This is a genomic window from Elusimicrobiota bacterium (genome assembly GCA_028718185.1).
In the GTDB taxonomy this organism is placed as follows: domain Bacteria; phylum Elusimicrobiota; class UBA8919; order UBA8919; family UBA8919; genus JAQUMH01.
On sequence record JAQUMH010000002.1, the window covers coordinates 242,254 to 261,079 of the forward strand.

At 37.2% G+C, this 18,826-nt stretch carries 17 protein-coding genes, 1 tRNA gene and 1 other RNA gene; 3 read left to right on the top strand and 16 right to left on the bottom strand.

Features of this window, described 5'->3' with window-relative positions; translation table 11 throughout:
- Window positions 1-131: 131 nt before the first annotated feature.
- The 8 genes from nadB to PHE88_05685 form a co-directional block, all read right to left on the bottom strand.
- On the bottom strand, window positions 132-1,676 hold the full coding sequence (nadB, locus tag PHE88_05650) for an L-aspartate oxidase (protein ID MDD5687298.1): 1,545 nt from the start codon (window positions 1,674-1,676) through the stop codon (window positions 132-134).
- Between the two features lie 167 nt (window positions 1,677-1,843).
- Complete coding sequence (locus PHE88_05655; GenBank protein MDD5687299.1) at window positions 1,844-2,812, bottom strand: NAD(P)-dependent alcohol dehydrogenase; 969 nt, start codon at window positions 2,810-2,812, stop codon at window positions 1,844-1,846.
- A 165-nt stretch (window positions 2,813-2,977) separates the two neighbouring features.
- Window positions 2,978-4,096 (bottom strand): TIM barrel protein, encoded by a 1,119-nt coding sequence (locus PHE88_05660; protein MDD5687300.1) that lies wholly within the window; start codon window positions 4,094-4,096, stop codon window positions 2,978-2,980.
- 131 nt (window positions 4,097-4,227) lie between these two features.
- On the bottom strand, window positions 4,228-4,899 hold the full coding sequence (locus tag PHE88_05665) for an L-ribulose-5-phosphate 4-epimerase (protein ID MDD5687301.1): 672 nt from the start codon (window positions 4,897-4,899) through the stop codon (window positions 4,228-4,230).
- A 35-nt stretch (window positions 4,900-4,934) separates the two neighbouring features.
- The gene (locus PHE88_05670; GenBank protein MDD5687302.1) at window positions 4,935-5,708 is read right to left on the bottom strand and encodes a creatininase family protein; all 774 of its coding nucleotides are present in this window, start codon (window positions 5,706-5,708) and stop codon (window positions 4,935-4,937) included.
- Between the two features lie 167 nt (window positions 5,709-5,875).
- Entirely contained in the window at window positions 5,876-6,925 is a 1,050-nt protein-coding gene (locus PHE88_05675; GenBank protein ID MDD5687303.1) for a Gfo/Idh/MocA family oxidoreductase, read from the bottom strand.
- 16 nt (window positions 6,926-6,941) lie between these two features.
- On the bottom strand, window positions 6,942-8,372 hold the full coding sequence (melA, locus tag PHE88_05680) for an alpha-galactosidase (protein MDD5687304.1): 1,431 nt from the start codon (window positions 8,370-8,372) through the stop codon (window positions 6,942-6,944).
- 18 nt (window positions 8,373-8,390) lie between these two features.
- Window positions 8,391-9,482, bottom strand: a complete 1,092-nt coding sequence (locus PHE88_05685) for a VCBS repeat-containing protein (protein ID MDD5687305.1) — start codon at window positions 9,480-9,482, stop codon at window positions 8,391-8,393.
- A 146-nt stretch (window positions 9,483-9,628) separates the two neighbouring features.
- On the opposite strand from PHE88_05685, the gene PHE88_05690 reads away from it, so the two are divergent.
- Window positions 9,629-10,381, top strand: a complete 753-nt coding sequence (locus tag PHE88_05690) for an AraC family transcriptional regulator (GenBank protein MDD5687306.1) — start codon at window positions 9,629-9,631, stop codon at window positions 10,379-10,381.
- A gap of 42 nt (window positions 10,382-10,423) precedes the next feature.
- Here the strand turns inward: PHE88_05690 and nadA are convergent, their stop codons facing one another.
- From nadA to smpB, 8 genes are all read right to left on the bottom strand, one after another.
- Window positions 10,424-11,326 carry a quinolinate synthase NadA gene (nadA, locus tag PHE88_05695; GenBank protein MDD5687307.1) on the bottom strand — a complete coding sequence of 301 codons (903 nt, stop codon included), beginning with the start codon at window positions 11,324-11,326 and terminating at the stop codon, window positions 10,424-10,426.
- A 15-nt stretch (window positions 11,327-11,341) separates the two neighbouring features.
- Window positions 11,342-11,728 (bottom strand): response regulator, encoded by a 387-nt coding sequence (locus PHE88_05700; GenBank protein MDD5687308.1) that lies wholly within the window; start codon window positions 11,726-11,728, stop codon window positions 11,342-11,344.
- Window positions 11,725-12,753 (bottom strand): GAF domain-containing protein, encoded by a 1,029-nt coding sequence (locus tag PHE88_05705; protein ID MDD5687309.1) that lies wholly within the window; start codon window positions 12,751-12,753, stop codon window positions 11,725-11,727. The genes PHE88_05700 and PHE88_05705 overlap by 4 nt, the downstream gene beginning before the upstream one ends.
- 193 nt (window positions 12,754-12,946) lie before the next feature.
- Window positions 12,947-14,761 carry an ATPase, T2SS/T4P/T4SS family gene (locus PHE88_05710; GenBank protein MDD5687310.1) on the bottom strand — a complete coding sequence of 605 codons (1,815 nt, stop codon included), beginning with the start codon at window positions 14,759-14,761 and terminating at the stop codon, window positions 12,947-12,949.
- 18 nt (window positions 14,762-14,779) lie between these two features.
- Window positions 14,780-15,661, bottom strand: a complete 882-nt coding sequence (locus PHE88_05715; GenBank protein MDD5687311.1) for a hypothetical protein — start codon at window positions 15,659-15,661, stop codon at window positions 14,780-14,782.
- Window positions 15,662-15,667: 6 nt separating this feature from the next.
- Complete coding sequence (locus PHE88_05720) at window positions 15,668-16,027, bottom strand: DUF192 domain-containing protein (GenBank protein ID MDD5687312.1); 360 nt, start codon at window positions 16,025-16,027, stop codon at window positions 15,668-15,670.
- 289 nt (window positions 16,028-16,316) lie between these two features.
- Window positions 16,317-16,672, bottom strand: a transfer-messenger RNA (tmRNA) gene (gene ssrA, locus PHE88_05725).
- 194 nt (window positions 16,673-16,866) lie between these two features.
- Complete coding sequence (smpB, locus tag PHE88_05730) at window positions 16,867-17,316, bottom strand: SsrA-binding protein SmpB (GenBank protein MDD5687313.1); 450 nt, start codon at window positions 17,314-17,316, stop codon at window positions 16,867-16,869.
- 289 nt (window positions 17,317-17,605) lie between these two features.
- Here smpB and PHE88_05735 point away from each other — a divergent pair.
- Window positions 17,606-17,689 (top strand) — tRNA-Leu (locus PHE88_05735).
- Window positions 17,690-17,833: 144 nt separating this feature from the next.
- A complete protein-coding gene (locus PHE88_05740; protein ID MDD5687314.1) occupies window positions 17,834-18,739 on the top strand; it encodes a PfkB family carbohydrate kinase in 906 nt (301 codons plus the stop codon).
- Window positions 18,740-18,826: the final 87 nt, after the last annotated feature.

Below are 18,826 nucleotides of genomic sequence, written 5' to 3' on the forward strand. Positions count from 1 at the left end.
AAAAAGTAAAGGGGTCAGGCCTTGAATTGTGAATTACCCACTCTTTTTTATTTACTATTTCGCTTATTGTCATAATTGTATTAAATAACACAATCAAACTTATTGCATAAAAACCAGAACCGTCCCTGATTTTACAAAACTGTGTCTCTTGGATTTGAAAGTTTTTTTGGATAATCTATGTTGTAATGTAGACCACGTGATTCTTTGCGGGCAATTGCTGACTTTATTATGAGTTCTGAAACTATTGCTATGTTTCTTAGTTCAATTAAATCCTGAGTGATGATAAAATCCCAATAGTATTGGTTTATTTCCTTTTTTAGGTTCTCTATTCTGGCAAGTGCACGTTCTAACCGCTTGTTTGAACGAACGATGCCGACATAGTTCCACATAAGCCGTCTTATTTCATCCCAGTTATGAGAAATAACTATCGCTTCATCCGAATGTGTGGCATGCCCTATTTTCCACGGTTCTACTTTCGGAAAATTATGATTGTTTTTTCCCACACAGCTTTCTTCAATAATTTTTTTTGCTGCTTGATAAGAAAAAACTATTCCTTCTAAAAGCGAGTTTGAGGCAAGACGGTTTGCACCGTGCAATCCCGTGCAGGCGACTTCACCTATAGCATATAGTCCGGGGATATTCGTTCTTCCATGAATATCTGTTACAATTCCGCCACACATGTAATGAGCTGCCGGGACAACAGGTATAGGTCTTTTTGTAATATCAATGCCGAAAGAAAGACACTTTTTATAAATACTAGGAAATCTTTTTCTGATAAAATTAGCAGGTTTGAAAGAAATATCCAAATAGGCGCAGTCAGCACCGGATTTTTTTAATTCGGAGTCAATTGACCTTGCAACTATATCACGTAGAGCAAGCTCTTTTTTGGCATGATACTTCTCCATAAAGCGGTTGCCTTTTGAATCAATCAAAATGGCACCTTCACCACGGAGTGCCTCGGATATCAGGAAAGATTTTGCTTCAGGATGATAAAGACAGGTAGGGTGGAACTGCATGAATTCAAGGTTTGACACTTTACATCCGATACGATAAGCCATAGCAATACCGTCACCGGTAGCGACATCAGGATTAGAGGTATAAAGATAAACTTTGCCTGTACCGCCTGTCGCTAAAATTGTCGTTCTCGCTAAAAACGTTTCAACTTTACCTTTGTTCTTATTTAAAATATATGCACCCCAGCATTTGTTGTTTTTTTTGATTAAATTAACTGCTGCATAATTCTCAAATATTTTTATGTTTTTTCCTTTTTTAACTTTATTAACAATTGCTGTTTCAATTACTTTTCCCGTGTTATCACCGGAATGTAAAACCCTCCTTCTTGAATGCCCACCTTCCAGCCCGGTATCTTTATCAAATTTTACACCCCACTTTCTTAATTCTTCAACGCGGTCCGGTGCTTGTTTTACAACTAATTCAACAACTTTTTCATTACAAAGCCCGTCACCAGAAGAAAGTGTATCATCTATATGTTTTTGAAAAGAATCATTTTTTTGGCAGACAGAAGCAATTCCGCCCTGTGCTTCAATTGTATTTGACTCAAATATAAGTCTTTTTGTAACAATAAATACTGAGCCGTATTTTGAAAGCCGGAGCGCAAGTGAAAGTCCGGCGATTCCCGAACCAATAATTAGAAAATCTGATTTATGTTCCGTCATAGTTTTGATTATATAAAATTAGTGAAGGAAAAACAAGGTAAGAAGATAGAAAACAAGTTAGGCACGCCAAGGGCGTGCTACTACAATTGTGACACAGCCTAAGGCGGACGTAAAAAAACATAATGTTATGACATTATGTTTTTTTGCCTGCGGATTTCCTGCTATATCTACATATTTATTATGGCTTTCATTACTCCATCTGCGTATTTTTCAACCAGTTCAAACGATTTATTAATGTCGTCCAGTTTGAAATTATGGGTTATCATATCTTTAACAACAATTTTTCCGGATTTTACTGCTTGGATTGCTTTTTTATATTGATTTTTAAACCTGCGGACTAATTTAATAACCACTTCTTTCCGTCTTGCAATATGCCCTTCAATAGATATATAATCCTCTTTAGGAATACCTATCCATATTACTTTGCCACCTATCCTGACAATTTCTATAGACTGCCGAAATGTATCTGCAGCACCAGTCGCTTCAAAAACTATATCTACCCCGCGATTCTTGGTCAATTCTTTTATTACTTCAACAGGGTTTTTTTGTGATGCGTTTATTGCAACAACATTTTTATATTTTCTTGCAAAATTGAGCCGTTCTTCAATTAAATCAGTAATAAATATATTTTGGACACCCGCTGCCACTACTGATTTTAAAGTAGTTAATCCTACGGGACCACAACCAAGTACAGCTACGCTATCAGTTTTTTTCAATTCTGACAATTCTACAGCATACATTCCTACTGATAATGTTTCTATCAATGCACCTTCGGCAAAACTCATTGAACCCGGTATAGGAAAGAGAAGCTCGGCAGGATACGCAAGATATTCACGATATGCACCACTAACCGGCGGAGTGCCTAAAAACAATATATCAGGACAGATGTTATAACGTCCTGATTTACAATATTCACATTTACCGCATGGAATGCCCGGCTCTACTGCTACCCGCATACCGGGAGTAATATTTTTTACATTCTTACCGACTTTAACAACCTCACCTGATACTTCATGACCGAGTATATGCGGACCTTTAACAATCTGGTTGCCTATTTTACCGTGAAGATAATAATGTACATCTGACCCGCAAACACCGACTGATTTAATCTTTACTAACGCTTCTTCCGGTTTGATACTTGGAACTTGGACATCTTCAATATTAATATTTTTTATACCCCGTAATATCGCGGCTTTTATATAACCCCCTGTAACAATACAGAACTGTCAAATCCCCCTCATCTTTCATCTTCTCCCCCGAGGGGAGAAGAAAGAATTTAAGGGAGCATATCACTTATATAATTATCCGATTATATATTTTTTGACAACTTCTATGGTTTCTATGGCATCACCTGTTGATTGTGCTTTTTCGAGTTTATCTTTTATCGCGTAAATCATTAGCGACTTTTTCATTATATTACCAAAAAATTCTCTGGATAGCAACATTGATTTTACCGCGTCAGTACGATACGTGAACTGGTCTTCTCCAATCCAGCCGTTATAACCGGTATCAATTGCAGCATAACAAAAATCAGCTAATCGCCATATATCTCCTGTCCCTGCTATCCTATCTTCATCATTTGAATGGAGTTTAGCGTTATTCACATGTAAATTAACTACAGGCACACCAAATCTTTTGGCAGCATAAAGCATAGATGCAGGTTCGACCGCATACATCTGTTCATGACCGTAGTCAATAGCAACTCCCATATTGGTTTCGCCACATTCTTCGTTGACTTCTTTTGCAATTAATATTGCCAAATGTGTCGTAGGAACTACCATATTGCCTTCCCTTGGTTCGTGCAATTTAGCTTCTATACCAAACTTGAGACCTAATTCCTTAGTTTTCTTATTTATAGCAATACACCCTTCAATAAATCTATCTAATATAACACCATAATTCACTTCAAAATTGTAGTCCCAACCGTCTGAACCGGGCCATAAAGCAACGCTCTTACAGCCAACCTCTTTTGCTATTTCCACACCTTGTAACGCAACTGCTAATGCATCTTCGCGGATTGATTTGTTAACATTGGTGATACCACCCAGTTTCCATTTTGGGTCACCAAAAAGATTGGTATTCATATTTGTAGGTTCAACTTTATTTTTTGCCAAGGATTCTTTTATTTTGTCAATCTTGCTTTTATCTTTCTTGTAGTTCTTATCAATAAAAAGCGCTTCGTGAAATTCTATTCCTTTGATTCCTGCTTTTGCAACCCGTTCAATCTGGGCAATGATACTCTCATCAAGACCGGGATTGTATCCGCCAGGTGCAAACCTATCGGCAAACCCACCGGCAGACCAGTGACCGGCAGCAAAATCTATTCCAAACTCATTGAAAAAACTGTCTAATTTCTTACCTTCCAGATACCCGGCATATTCTTTATCCAATTTTCCAAGACTGCTCTTTGTTAATTTCATTGTCTCCTCCCATTTTTTACTTCAAGTTAGGCCCTCCACTGAATCGTTGGCGGGCAGCTACAAACCAATTGATATTGTAGCCGCAGAACGTTAGCTCTGCTATACATTGAAATCCGCATACTTTTAATTATTCAAAATAACTTGCTATTTTTTTGTCCGTATACTTCGTGATATCTTCTATACCATTTTTTTATTTCACTTCCAGGTAATACGTTCGGCTTGCCTAAAAGTAATGTTAAATGGCAGGTCTTTGCTATATCTTCAACCATTACAGCAGCTTTAAGTGCAGAAGTGGCTGTAGTACCAAATGCAAATACTCCATGGCTTTTAACTAATACTGCCTGAACTCTTGAATTTCCTAATGTTTCGACTACGGCTTCTCCTACTTCTTCTAACGGAAACGGAGATGCATACCTTGTAATTGGAACCACCTCGCCAAATTCATCAGCGTGAGCAGTAAGGTAGACAGGTATTGGTTTTCCCAACAATGCGAAACTTGTTGCATATGAAGAATGAGTGTGAACTACACCGCATAAATCCTTACGGTTACGGTAAATAACTAAATGTGATATTGTATCAACTGACGGGCTAAGTTTTCCTTCTATAACTTTTCCGGATAAATCTACTATAACCATTTTTGCAGGACTAAGTTCATCATAATTTATCCCGCTGGGTTTAATTACAATATAACCTGTTTTAATATCTCTGCCACTTACATTCCCACTGGTCATCGTAACCAGATGGTTTTTAGGAAGTTCTAAATTCATTCTATATACTTCTTCTCTAAGTTTTTTCAATAACATATTTTCCCCATTAAGTTCAACTACAAACCAATTAATTATCTACCTAATAATTTATGCACTTTTTCCGATATCCGGTTGACAATTGCATCAACACCTTTTTTGCCATACTTTACACTTGCATATTTCCTTGGGTCTCTACCATGCACTCCGATAAGTTTTACATTCAAGTCCTTTGGTAACCTCGTCATATCAACCAAATCGGGTCTTAAGTACATCATTAAACTTGTTTCCCATGCAGCAGCATGGTCACCGGCTGACGGGATTACATCTCTTACTAATTCATACCCGGAACAAGGCCATGCCTTTCTGTAATCAAGATTAAAAAGTTCACAAGCAGCTCTTGCATGATATAGCAGCGGATAGTGTCCTGATAAAACAATAATAACTTCAAACCCAAGACTATGAATTTCAACCATAATATGATGTAACAATTTCACATAGTCAAAATTAGCCTGAAAACCTTGCTCCTGCATATACCCGGGTGAAAAATTACTTTTAGGTAGTTCCATCTTATTAGCAATTTGTCCATCTTCATCCTGGTCCGCTTCCATAAGATAATGTTCCCGTGGTTCACCATAGAAAAGAGATGGAAAAACTACTCCACCTATTCTTTTGGCGCATTCCATAGCAATTGCGTGAACCTTGACGGTATCTAATCCGAGACAGTTCTGTTCGCCATGCCACTCAATCCCACCGATTGGTAGATAGGCAACCGGGAATGCCTTACGGGATTTTACTGCTTCCCAAGGTAACATCTCCTCATATCGTACTTTTTTAATCAGAATTGATTTTTTTATTTTTTTATCCATTTTATTATACTTTCATACAAGTTAAGCAAAGCTTCGCTTTGCAGCTACAAATCAATCGATATTGTAGCCGCAGAGCGTTAGCTCTGCTAAACATTGAAATTTCTATACATCAAGTTAATACCGACTAAGGTCGCCGAAGTAGGTTTTATAAGAGACAATCACATCTATCACTTCTTTGTTAGCAGTTTGATATATGATTCGGCAACTTCCAAATCCTTTAATCCGTCTTCAGCCGTAGAAATGCATTCCCGTTTTCCTTGTATTGTTTCCACAAAGATACGGGCTTGTTCTAACATACACCAGCGAGGTGAAAAAACAGGGTTTTTATAATATTCCCCTGAGCTATTATTAATATATATTTCTACCTTGCCGCTATGTTGCCGTGCCAGCGGCGCCGGTAGCGATAACTTAATATAACCTTTTTCAAAAAATGCAGTATAAAATTCGTGCCACTCTTTTTTAAGGTTATAAGTATTCATTTCAAGAACAATAGGTTTTCCTGAATCAGTCTCCCCTACCAGCAGCCTGCCTGAAGACTCTGCGTATTTTACGCTGTAGTCCTCTTTTAACAAATACCTGATTAAATTTATCTGGTGAATATAATAATTTACAAAATCTACATATTTTTCACCGGTTTTTTTGTCCATCCAGGAAGGAACTGATTCCTGTTCCTGAGCCGGTGATTGGTCAGCATCATTTGCAGATATTGGGTCTTCAATCCCAAACATCCAATTGCCCGGGGGCATACTTGCTCTTAAATAACTAAATTCACCTAATTCACCGGACTTCTTCCATTCTTCAATTGTCTTTTTCATATAAATGCTGGCAGGGTCGCATCTTTTCATAAAACCAACATGATAAACTATATCTTTTTGTTTCGCTTTCTGAACTAAATTTTTCCCATTTTCTGCGTTTACACACAATGGTTTTTCTGTCAGTATATTCAGCCCGGCATCAATAACATCAGGGACCACAACATTATGAAACCCGAAGTTCATTATCGCCACAACTCCGTCTAATTTTTCATTTTTAAGCATCTCTTTATGATTTGAATAAACCTTTTTAATACCATAACGGGAGGCAACGAGTTCAGCAGTTTTCTCCCTGCCTTCAGCAAGAGCAGTCATCTCCACATCAGGCAATAATGCATAGTTTGAAATATGAGCCAGTTGCCCCATAAATCCGGAACCGATAAACCCAATTTTTACTTTAGACATATTTCCTCCGTTTTACTTATTTCTTTTGTTCAACTAATTTGCCGAACCTATGGACAACTGCAAGTGCCGGGTCCAAAGGTACATCAACTCCTTTCGTTCCTTTTGGAGTATTAATAATTGGTTTTGACTGTAACTTCTTCCCTGCAAATTGCGGCAACCATTCTTTTTCTGCTTCAAACATATCACTCACCATTTCACGTGCTTCATAAAGAGTACAAACTGCGCTTGTAAGCGGGTCCATTGCCACTGACTGCATTGCATATTCCGGGTTGCCGGTCAATGCCGATTCAGCTGCTAATGCCTGCACACCGATATTGCTTTGATTCAAAACTGCACACTGCAGAGGCAGTTCTCCAACGCGGACTGGATGAAGTCCTCTACTGTCAACAAATATCGGCACTTCAACACAACAACCCTGCGGTAAATTTGTAATATACCCGTCATTCCTAATATTACCGTTGAGACGAAAAATATTGTCCGTTTCCATTGCCTCAATAATATAAGAACAATACTCTATACTCCTTCCTTTAATTTGTGTTGATTCAAACGACAGTTGGTCTATTTTGGCATATTTTTCGGCAATCATACTGCACCATTTATAATATGCACCTGTTTCCCCGCCAAAACTCGGCTGGTCACAATACAGGTCGAGCGCCTTCTTGTTCTTACGAAACCAGGGAATATATTCCGAAAGATGGCCGGTACTTTCTGTCATAAAATAACCAAAATGCCTCATAACTTCACACCGTACTTTTTCGTTAATATAATATTCCGGTTTCTCAATATTCCTACTAAGTATGGGATAAAGGTCTTTCCCGTCTTTTTTATCTTTGAGAGAAAGAAACCAAGCCATATGGTTAATTCCCGCACAGAAATAGTCAATCCTGTCCTTTGGAACATCTACATACCTGCTGATTAAATCAAGTGTGGTTTGTACACCATGACAAAGTCCTATAAAATTTATTTTGGTCGCTTTGCCAAGTGCGAAACAATTAGCTGCCATCGGATTGGCATAGTTCACCATCAATGCATCTGGGCATACTTCTTCCATATCTTTGGCTATATCAATCAATACCGGTATAGTCCGTAACGCTCTAAATATCCCGCCGGGTCCAAGTGAATCTCCTATGCACTGGTCTACTCCATATTTTAAAGGAATTTCATAATCCATTTTGAAAGCATCTACGCCGCCAACCTGTATCATTACAATAACATAATCGGCTCCCGCTAACGCCTTTTTCCGGTCAAGTGTGGCGACTACCTTTGTAGGCAGTTTGTTGTCTTTTACCATCCTGTCAGCAAAACTTTTTATCTGGTCAAGTTTAGGTTTCGTCCTGTTCATCAACCATATTTCACTGTCCTGTAAAGCCGGAGTCGCTAAAATATCCTTCATTAATGTCTGACAAAAAACAATGCTTCCTGCCCCTATAAACGCTATCTTCGCCATAACCAACCTCCTATTTTTTTATTTTTCCAATCCCATATTTTCAAATAAATATAAACCATCTTTACCCGGGGCAACAACATCAAGCCAGCCGTTACCATTTAAATCGGCAATTGCAAAATGAATACCGCAACCGGTGGCATCCGGAACTTTACCGAAATCAATAATATTTTTCTCAAACTTTCCGGAATTAATTTTGAAATAATAAATCCCAACAGGATCAGAATCACTTTCGCCGGGATCCTCGCCGCAATGGGCACGATATCTTTTACCGGTAACTAATTCCAACTCCCCGTCATTGTCTATATCTGCCATCTGTAAATCGTGATACTGGGATGCGGTGAGGTCAATATCATGTTTTATCCATTTTCTTTCACCGTTACTCATCTTTTGCTGCTCCCACCAGTGCAAACCAAAATTATGCGCCTGCCCTACAATTAAATCTGCAATACCGTCATTATTAACATCGTGTACAATTATCGGGATACTAGCGCTGCCCAAATCAAATTCCGGGTGAAATTTCCATTTACCTTTTGCAGGGTCTTCCGGTGCTTCCAACCAGCCATTTCTTAAAATAATGTCAGGTCTGCCATTGCCATTTATATCGCCAAATCCTAAACCATGTCCGCTCGGTTGGTCAAAAACTACATACCTGTCAAATTCGCCGGTACCTTTTCCTTTGGAATCTAATTTTAATTTATAATACGCTAAGGGAGCTTCGGGCGTATTGGGGATAATCTCCTGGTGTCCGTCTTTATCAATATCAAACAGCCGTGTAGTTTCAATACTCCCGCATTTATATATATCGTGAGTTTTCCATTCTACAGGTTTACCCTTTGGATTTTCCCTCCACTGTAAAGTGGCACCCCACCATGCACCCGTAACTATATCCAAAAAACCGTCACCGTTAACATCCATAGGCAAATCTGAAAAATCATTATAATATTCGCCTTCCCGTTTCACATCACATATTTTATGTTTCTTCCAATCAGGACCCTCATACCAATTCGCTCCGCATACAATATCTAAAATTCCGTCATTATTAACGTCAAAAACCGAAGCAGCCTCATATTTAACATTATCTATCAACTTCTTTCTGAATTTTACCGGCATTTTAATCCTCCTTTATTATTCTTATATTGCTATTGACATATTTTTATTATTTTATATAATGTTTCTGTGCTATCTAACAGTAGTATAACGCATAGTGCTAAAAATGTCAATACCTACGATTGCCATTATTTTATCTATAATTGCTTATGAAGAAAAATAACTCAGAATTACTTTATGTTGGCAGAACCGAACCTTATTCGAAATGGAAAATGCCCAGTCATTCCCATCCTTTTAATGAAATGATTGTTGTTATCAACGGAGAGATGTCTGTATTAATCGCAAACCAAAACATAATTGCAAAAGCAGGAGATGTTTTGTTTTATCAAGCCGGTGCGGCACATAAAGAAAAATCTAATGAAAAAAATCCGGCTGAAACTATTTATTTTGGCTGGAAACAAGATAACAAAGAAAAAATGGAATTCCCTATATTATTACACGATACTAACGGCAGGATGAGACTTTTATCAAAATGGCTTTTAGAAGAAAGACAAACTAATTCGAAATATAATATTCAATTTCAGGAATCAATAACCGAAACCATATTAGCAGAATATTCAAGATTAAATAGAACTAATAAAGAAAAATCTGAACTTATCCGGAAAATAAAAGGTTTTATGCGTGATAATTTAAAGGAAAATATTACTCTACAAAAATTAGCTGATTTTGCTTACCTGAGTAAATATCATTTTTTACGGAAATATAAAAGTGAATCAGGACGTACACCAATAGAGGATTTAAGTATATTACGTATCGAAACGGCCAAAGAATTAATCCTGACAACAAACCTGCCGTTAAAATCCATTGCCAAAGAAGTGGGTTTTACTAATGAATATCATTTCAATAGAATATTCCGCAAATACAGCGGTTTAACTCCCGGACATTTCCGCAAAAACCAATAGATGCAACCAAACTTCATTTAATCCGTTTTATAATGATACTTTCTAAGAAATATCAAGCATTTTTTGGATTACCAAATATGCCTTTTTTCTTATTTTTTCCGGGACTTCTATTTCGTGTTGCTTATTAAGAAGTGATTCGTGCAGCGACTCGAGGTTGACATATTTCATATTCGGGCAGAACATCCTTCGGGAGGCAGGTATAAATGTTTTGTTTGGGTTTTCCTTTTGAAGACGGTGTAAAATGGCAGTTTCAGTGCCTATAATAAAGCTATTTGAAGAATCATTTTTAACATATCTGATTATCCCGCTTGTTGAAGTAACCTTATCGGCAAGATTCAGAACATCTTCTCTGCATTCAGGATGCGCTACGAATTTTGCATTAGAATATTGTTTTTTTAATTCCAGGACATCCTCAACTTTTAGTGTTTCATGGGTAGGACAAAAACCATTCCATATAATTACTTTCTTGTCTGTGTATTTGGAAACATAATTGCCGAGGTTTCTGTCAGGTAAAAATATTACAGTGTCGGATGGAACAGAATTAACAATTTCAATAGCATTTGAAGACGTACAACAAATATCACATTCTGCCTTTACATCAGCAGATGTATTTATGTAACAAACAACTGATGCCTTAGGATTTTCATGGCGAAGTCTTCTAACATCATCTACAGTAATCATATTGGCAAGCGGGCAGCTACTTCTCATATCAGGTAAGAGTACTACTTTTAACGGCGATAATATCTTTGCAGTTTCAGCCATAAAATGAACACCGCAAAAAACAATAATTTTAGCATCGGTAATTAGAGCATTCCTTGAAAGTTCTAATGAATCACCCACGAAGTCAGCAATATCCTGAATTTCAGGTAACTGATAATTATGTGAAAGCACAACCGCTTTTTTTTCAATTTTTAACTGATTTATGTCGTCAATTATATTATCCATTGTTTTGAAATCGTATTACTGGGTAAAATCCTTTTTGTCAAGCAGTTCTACAACCTTCTTAACAAGTTCTTTGGGTTCAAACGGCTTTATCAAGTAGGCATCACAACCGAATTGTTCTGCTTGCTGAATATCCCGGGGTTGTGATTTTACGGAGAGCATTAATACCTTTGGATAAGGTTTGAAAACTTCATCTTTTTTTAACCGTCTTAAAACCTGGAAACCGGTAAAACAAGGCATCATTATATCAAGAACAACGAGATGCGGCTTTTCTCTGCGGCAAACAGAAAACACTTCAGAACCGTCCCTTGCTATAAAGATTTCATGTCCAAGTGGTGTAAATAAAGCTATAAGAAGTTGTACTATTTCCTCATTATCATCTGCTATGAGAATTTTCTTCTTCATAATAAATCTAATTTGAGATAAGTATCAACTATTTGAGGGTCGTATTTTATTCCTTTTTGTGATTCAAGAATCTGTTTGATTTTGTCATTTGAAATACCCGAAAAATTCATATCTTCTACCGATTCAACTAAAGATATTATCCTTGAACCGAGAGGTATTTGCTCTTTTTTTAAGCTTTCAGGGAAACCGGAACCATCATACATCAGGTGGTGATATTTTATAAGTTCCGCAGCATTTTTTAAAAGGTTTATATTTTTAACCATTTCAAAACCTCTTATAGGATGACTTTTATTTGTTGCATGGTCCATTATAGAATATTCAGGAATATTAACAAAACCAACATCATGTAAAATTGCAGCGTAATAAATATCTTTGTAATTGGAACCGGAAATATCGAGTTCTTTGGCTATTGCAGTTGAAAGTTGCGCTACCTTAAACGAATGTCCTGAAAGCCGTTTGTCTTTTGACTCAAACGCAGTTGTAAGTATCTCGAAAATATTTGCAAAAAAGTTCTGCTGGTCAGAAATATTTCTTGCATTTAATATTGCAACAGCAGCAAAACCCGATAAACTAATTAAAATTGTTTTATCGTCTTCTGTAAACTGGGAACCATCTACTTTATTAAGTACTTCCGCAACTCCGATAAGTTCATTGTTTACAATCAGTGGAACACAAAGTATTGATTTTGTTTGAAAGCCGGATTCAGAATCAATTTTTCCAGTAAAACGCGCGTCAGTTTTTACATCCTGAATAATCAGCGGCTCTTTATTTTTGGCAACCCAGCCTGCAACACCCTCACCAACGGGAACTTTAAGCTTAGTTAATATCGTACCTTTATCACCACTGGCAACTTTAAAATAAAGACTTTTTTTATCATCGTCCAAAATCATAATTGAGGATGCCATTGTATTGGTTAGTCTCTCAGCAGCAGTACCTATTTTTTTTAAAACTGAATCAACATCAAATGTGGATGTTATGGTTCTCACAATATCAAAAAATTCAGCAAAATTTGAGTTTTTTTCCATAAATAACTCCTGTAATATATCGTTTTCTTATTATTCTTTTAAAAACTAAACTTTACTTAACAAGTTAGGCAAAGCTTCGCTTTGCAGCTACAAACCAATTGATATTGTAGCCGCAGAGCGTTAGCTCTGCTAAATATCGAAATTCCTATACACCAAGATAGCAGACGAAGGGTCTCAACCACAAAACCACCTTTTATGTAGCAGCAGTCATAACCTCATCAAAAGTTGTAAGTCCCATTGTAACTTTTATAAGTCCATCTTCAACCAATGTACGCATACCATGTTTCTTTGCCATATCCCTTATTGGACCGACAGAAACTTCTTTTATACAAAACCTGCGTAACTCCTCATCCATAACTAAAAGTTCGTGTATTGCAGTCCTGCCTTTCATTCCCCTGGTACCGCATTTCGGACAGCCACCCTGGTGAATTTTCATAAACGACGCTTTTGAATAATCAATTTTGTAAAATTCAAGTAACTTTATCAAATCTTCTGACGGATTAGGGTCCGGTTCCTTGCAATTTTTACATAATGTCCCTATCAACCGTTGGGCAAGAATACACTCTGTTGTATTTGCCACAAGAAAGGTATGTATACCCATTTCAGAAAGCCTGGAAATCGCTGATGGTGCATCATTGGTATGAACAGTAGATAAAACCAAATGACCCGTCATAGCAGCTTCCATCGCTATCTGACCTGTTTCTTTATCGCGAATTTCACCAACCATAATTATATCCGGATCTTGTCTGAGGAAAGAACGAAGTGCCATAGAAAAGTCAAAAACTTTGTCGCCCATTTTCAGGTCGGGATTTACCTGCACCTGCATTACCCCGTCAAGGTTATATTCAACCGGATTCTCAGCAGTTAGGATTTTTTCCGTCGGGTCTTTGATAGCTGCAAGTGCTGCAGAAAGTGTATATGATTTACCGCTTCCAGTAGGTCCGCATACTAGAATAAGACCATATGGTTTAGCAAGCGATACCAGAAATTTCTCAATAGTATCAGGTAAAAAACCAAGTTGTTCCAATTTTGCCGAAGAACCGGACCTATCAAGAATTCTCATTACTGCACTTTCACCATAGATAGTCGGAATAATATTGACACGGAATTCTATCGGTTTACCTTTTGCCTTTACCTGGATTCTGCCGTCCTGCGGAACCCTTCTTTCAGTAAGGTTCATTGAACCGGTCATGATTTTTATTTTTGCAATAAGAGCCTGTTTAAAACTTAACGGTATTTTAAACGATGCTCGCCTTAAATTGCCGTCCACGCGGTAGCGAACATTTAATTTCTTTTCAAACGGTTCAATGTGAATATCTGATGCTTTTAACCTCATTGCTTCTAAAATTATAGCATTAACAAGTTTTTCTACTTCAGGTGCAGAAGTATCAACCTGCATAATATCGGTAGATTCTTCCGCTGCAAATTTATCAACTTCTATTTCACCACCTGAATCAAGTCCTGCTATCAGTTCTGCAGTAAGTTCTTTTGCATCATCCGCATCAGAAGATGACATTGAAGCTGTTTCTTCTCTTCCCTCTTCGTCTTCAGCCATCGCTTCTGCTTCACTTCCGTAGATTTTATCTATTACTATTCTTATATCCTCAGGAAGCGCCAGATACGGCTGGACCTGAAACCCTGTTCTTAAATTTATATCTTCAATAGCAAATAAATCACGCGGTTCTGCCATAGCAACAAATAAAATGCTTTCTTCTTTAGCAAAAGGAATAGCATTATATCTTTTTGCAGATGGTTTAGGCATTACTTTCACTATTTCCGGGTCGATATCCATAACAGACAAATCAATTGCTTTCACTGTCCATTCAGTTGATAAAAGTTTTAATATTTCACCTTTATCAATAAGTTTCATATCAATAGCTGCCTGCTGGAAAAGAGCGCCGGTTTTCTTTACCTCTTCTTCTACCTTTTTAAATTGTTCATCGGTTAAAATCTTTTTATCGAGAAGTATTTCTTTACAGGATTTTTTTTTGCCGGTTGCCTGAACCATTTCTTATTTCCTCCTTCCCTAAAATGGTATCTTTTCTATAGGGGCGCCTTCTTTAACAATTGTCGGTGTTATAAATATAACCACAGTAGTTTTTATATTGCTATAAGACTTGTGTGAAAACAAAATACCTATAATCGGTATATCTGATAAAAACGGAATTCCGCTTGTTATTTCTTCTTTTAAACTCTTTTCTAAACCTGCTAAAGTAAGCGTCTCCCCGTCTTTTAAAATCACAGATGAAGATGCTTTCCTGGTAATTAAAGCAGGGAGACTGAAACCCGAGACAACTGTTCCATGTGTATAATCCAAATCAGAAATATCCGCAAAAACTGAAAGTCCTATCTGATTATCATCAAGAATGGTCGGTAAAAGATTTACCTGAGTACCATAATCCTTCCATTCTATCTGTATGTTATTCGTTGTCGCTATAGCATACGGAACTTTACCGCCAACAAAGAATGAGGCATTTGTTTCCGACTTAGCTATAATTTTAGGTTTTGCCAAAAGCCGTGCTGCACCTTTATTAACTAAAAGTTTTATATCTGCCGAAAGAGTTGTCCACCTACCGAACTCACCAACCCTAAAAAGTGCCGGGATATCCGTTATCGTTGGCGGTACACTCGTTTCGCCGACATTAACTGTGTCAATCCACTTAACACCAAGCGTTTTCGCCGCTTCGTTTCTTATCTCTAACACCTCAATAGCAATATGGACAAGTTTATTTTTCTTTTTGTTTGTTTCGTTAAGAGCAGATAAATCACCATTAGATGAATCTTCAGTAATTGCTTTTACAACCGTTGTTTCACAGTAAAGTCTTAAATTAGAGAATGCTATTAACATTTCAAGCAGTACAATAAACCTTACTGCTTTTGTTGAAATACAAACAGCATTTTTTCTCATATTATTTTATTTTACTTCCAACTCATCACCAACCAAAATTACATCCTTTGAAATCTGTGCTTTCATCTCTAAAACAGAATTAGCACTAAAAACGGGTTGACACAATCCCCACGGTTTCACATTATATAAAATTTTTACAACTTTGTAAACATTTTGAGATTGAGTTTTTTGTGTTTTAAGAAAAACAGCATCAATAGCAAATCTCATAAAGAACATATGTATCCAGTTGCATCTTTTTAATAATAACCCTTCGTTCTTTCCTATTCCCGCTTTACCTATAAGCCCTTTTGCCCTATCAAAATATTTCTCTGCAATCTTTAAGTTTTCTATGACAACCCTGCCTTTTGTCAAATTATACAATATCATTTTTATATTAAAGATTTTACTGATTTTTTACTATTTCTAATACCATCTATATGAAACACCCAAGTTTAGTTACCCGAATTGAGAAGAAAACCTGGCATTTTCACTTCAAAATGATTACTGTCAAAAATGTATGGAAGTTGTAGTTATTACTCTAGTTTTTGAATGTCAGGTTTATTGCAATAATCTACGTTCTTATTTGATACCAAATCTAAAAATCATTTACAAATACTAAAACCTTAGTATTTAGTGTGAGTAATTTGTAGTTAGTGAAATTTTTGTTTACAAAAATTTATGGAGGTGGCCGGAATCGAACCGGCGTCCGAAAAAACTGCCTGATGGCTTCTACAGACATAGTCGATGTTTTTGTCTCGCCCTGAACCTATTCCATCGACAAAACTGGCTCAGGACCAGCCGCTAAGTTTCGCCGTCGGCATCGCAGCTCTGCCGGCAACTATCCCGCTTTATAACACTCTGCCCCGACTCCGCAGGAGTAGAAATCGGGAGAGCGGCTCACTTATGCGTGAGCAACTACTGGTGAATAATCAGCAGTTATATTTGAATAACCGATTTTTAACGCAGCCGTTCGGTTAACTGCGGTCTGCCACAACATCAAACTAGTAATCCCGTCGAGACCTGTTCACCCCCAAAATTCGCTCGGGAATAAATTTCTTTGAGACGCTCGTTAGAACTCGCTCTATCATTTGCTCCTGGAAAGAATAAGTCGCAAATTTAGGCTCTTCAGAAATTTTTCCCTCGCTCACTATAAAATTAGAAATTTTTCCTTCGCTCACTATAAAAATCAGAATCTTTTCTTCGCTCACTATTAACAAACGACTTTGCTATCTAATATTTCTTATTTCTCTTTCTATCTCTCTTTTTTTAATAGATTCTCTCTTATCCCAGGTTTTTTTGCCTTTGGCAACGGAGATTTCAACTTTTACTAATCCGTTCTTAAGGTAAACTTCTATGGGAATAATAGATAATCCCCTTTCACTGACTTTCACCTGAAGTCTTGTTATTTCTTTTTTATGAAGAAGAAGTTTTCGAGGTTTCTGGGGATCATATTTTCCGCTTAACCTGTCGGAAGCAAAATCGTATAAGCTTATGTTTATATTATATAAAAAGACTTCGCTATTTTCAATTTTTACATAACCATCTTTCAAATCAATGTTTCCGGCACGAACCGATTTCACCTCACTACCTTCAAGCACAATACCCGCCTCATAACTTTCAAGTATAGTGTAATTAAACCTCGCTTTCCTATTTGTTGTAATTATCTTTTTACTCATAGATTGATTTTACCATATTTTAAGAGGTTTTACAATTGACTAATTTTTGCTTTTTTTGTAGAATAACTTTGGTTTTGGTGATTAACAGGTTGAGCCCGCCACTGAACCGTTGGCGGGCAGCTACAAAACAGCTGATGTTGTAGCCGCAGAGCGTCAGCTCTGTTAAACATTGAAATTCTTAGACATCAAGTTAGGCACGCCAAGGGCGTGCGACTACAAACATTGAAATTCCTGTACATCAAGATATGCCGACCAAGGTCGGCAACTACAAAAGTTGAAATTTATAGATGCCGAGGTGGCGAAACTGGCAGACGCGCTAGCTTCAGGAGCTAGTGCCCGCAGGGGCTTGCGGGTTCAAATCCCGCTCTCGGCATGATGTTTTTGTATAGGAATTTGAAAGATGCAGGCAGAGCAAGCTCTGCCACTACAATAACAAAAACTGTTTATAAAACATAATGCACGCCGAGGGCGTGCGACTACAAAAGAACCTGAAAAATTTACAAATAGGAGCGAAATTATGTCTATTCTTGTTGTTGGGTCGGTGGCTTTGGATTCGGTTAAGACACCGTTTGGTGAAAGGAAGGAGATTCTTGGGGGGTCGGCTACTTACTTTTCGTATTCGGCGAGCTTTTTTACAAAAGTAAATCTTGTAGCGGTTGTCGGAAATGATTTTCAAAAAGAACATATTGAACTTTTGAAATCAAGAAATATAAATGTTGAAGGACTTAAAGTGGTTGAAGGACAAACATTCAGATGGTGTGGTTTTTATGAATATGATATGAATGAGGCAAAAACGCTTTCAACCTGTCTGAATGTATTTGAGACGTTTAAGCCTGAGATACCGGAATCATATAAAGATAGTAAATTCATTTTTTTGGCAAATATTGACCCTGATTTACAAATGGAGGTTCTCTCACAGATAAAAAAGCCCAAACTTATTGCAGCAGATTCAATGAATCTCTGGATAAAAATAAAGAAACCATCACTTATAAAACTACTTTCTAAAATTGATATTCTGATAATCAACGACGCAGAAGCAAGATTATTGACCGAACAGTCAAGTTTGATAAAAGCAGGAAGAATTATTCTTAACTACGGGCTTAAGTATGTGGTAATAAAAAAAGGAGAACATGGTTCTCTTCTATTATCAAAGGATAATTTCTTTTCGGCACCCGCTTACCCTATTGAAGAAGTTCTTGACCCGACAGGAGCAGGCGATACGTTTGCAGGTGGTTTTTTTGGTTATCTTGCAAAATTAGATAAAAAACCTACTGAAGATGATATGAAAAAAGCTGTTATTTATGGAAGCGTTATGGCGTCATTTAATGTAGAGGATTTTTCACTTGAACGACTTAAAAAACTTACCAACAGGGAAATTACAGCTCGTTATAAAAAATTCAAAGAAATTACACGGTTTAAATGAATCTACATTTTAGCAGAGCTAACGCTTTCGCCTCAGGCGAACCTACTCGGCTGCGGCCACAATTTTAGGAGAACGACACGATATCAA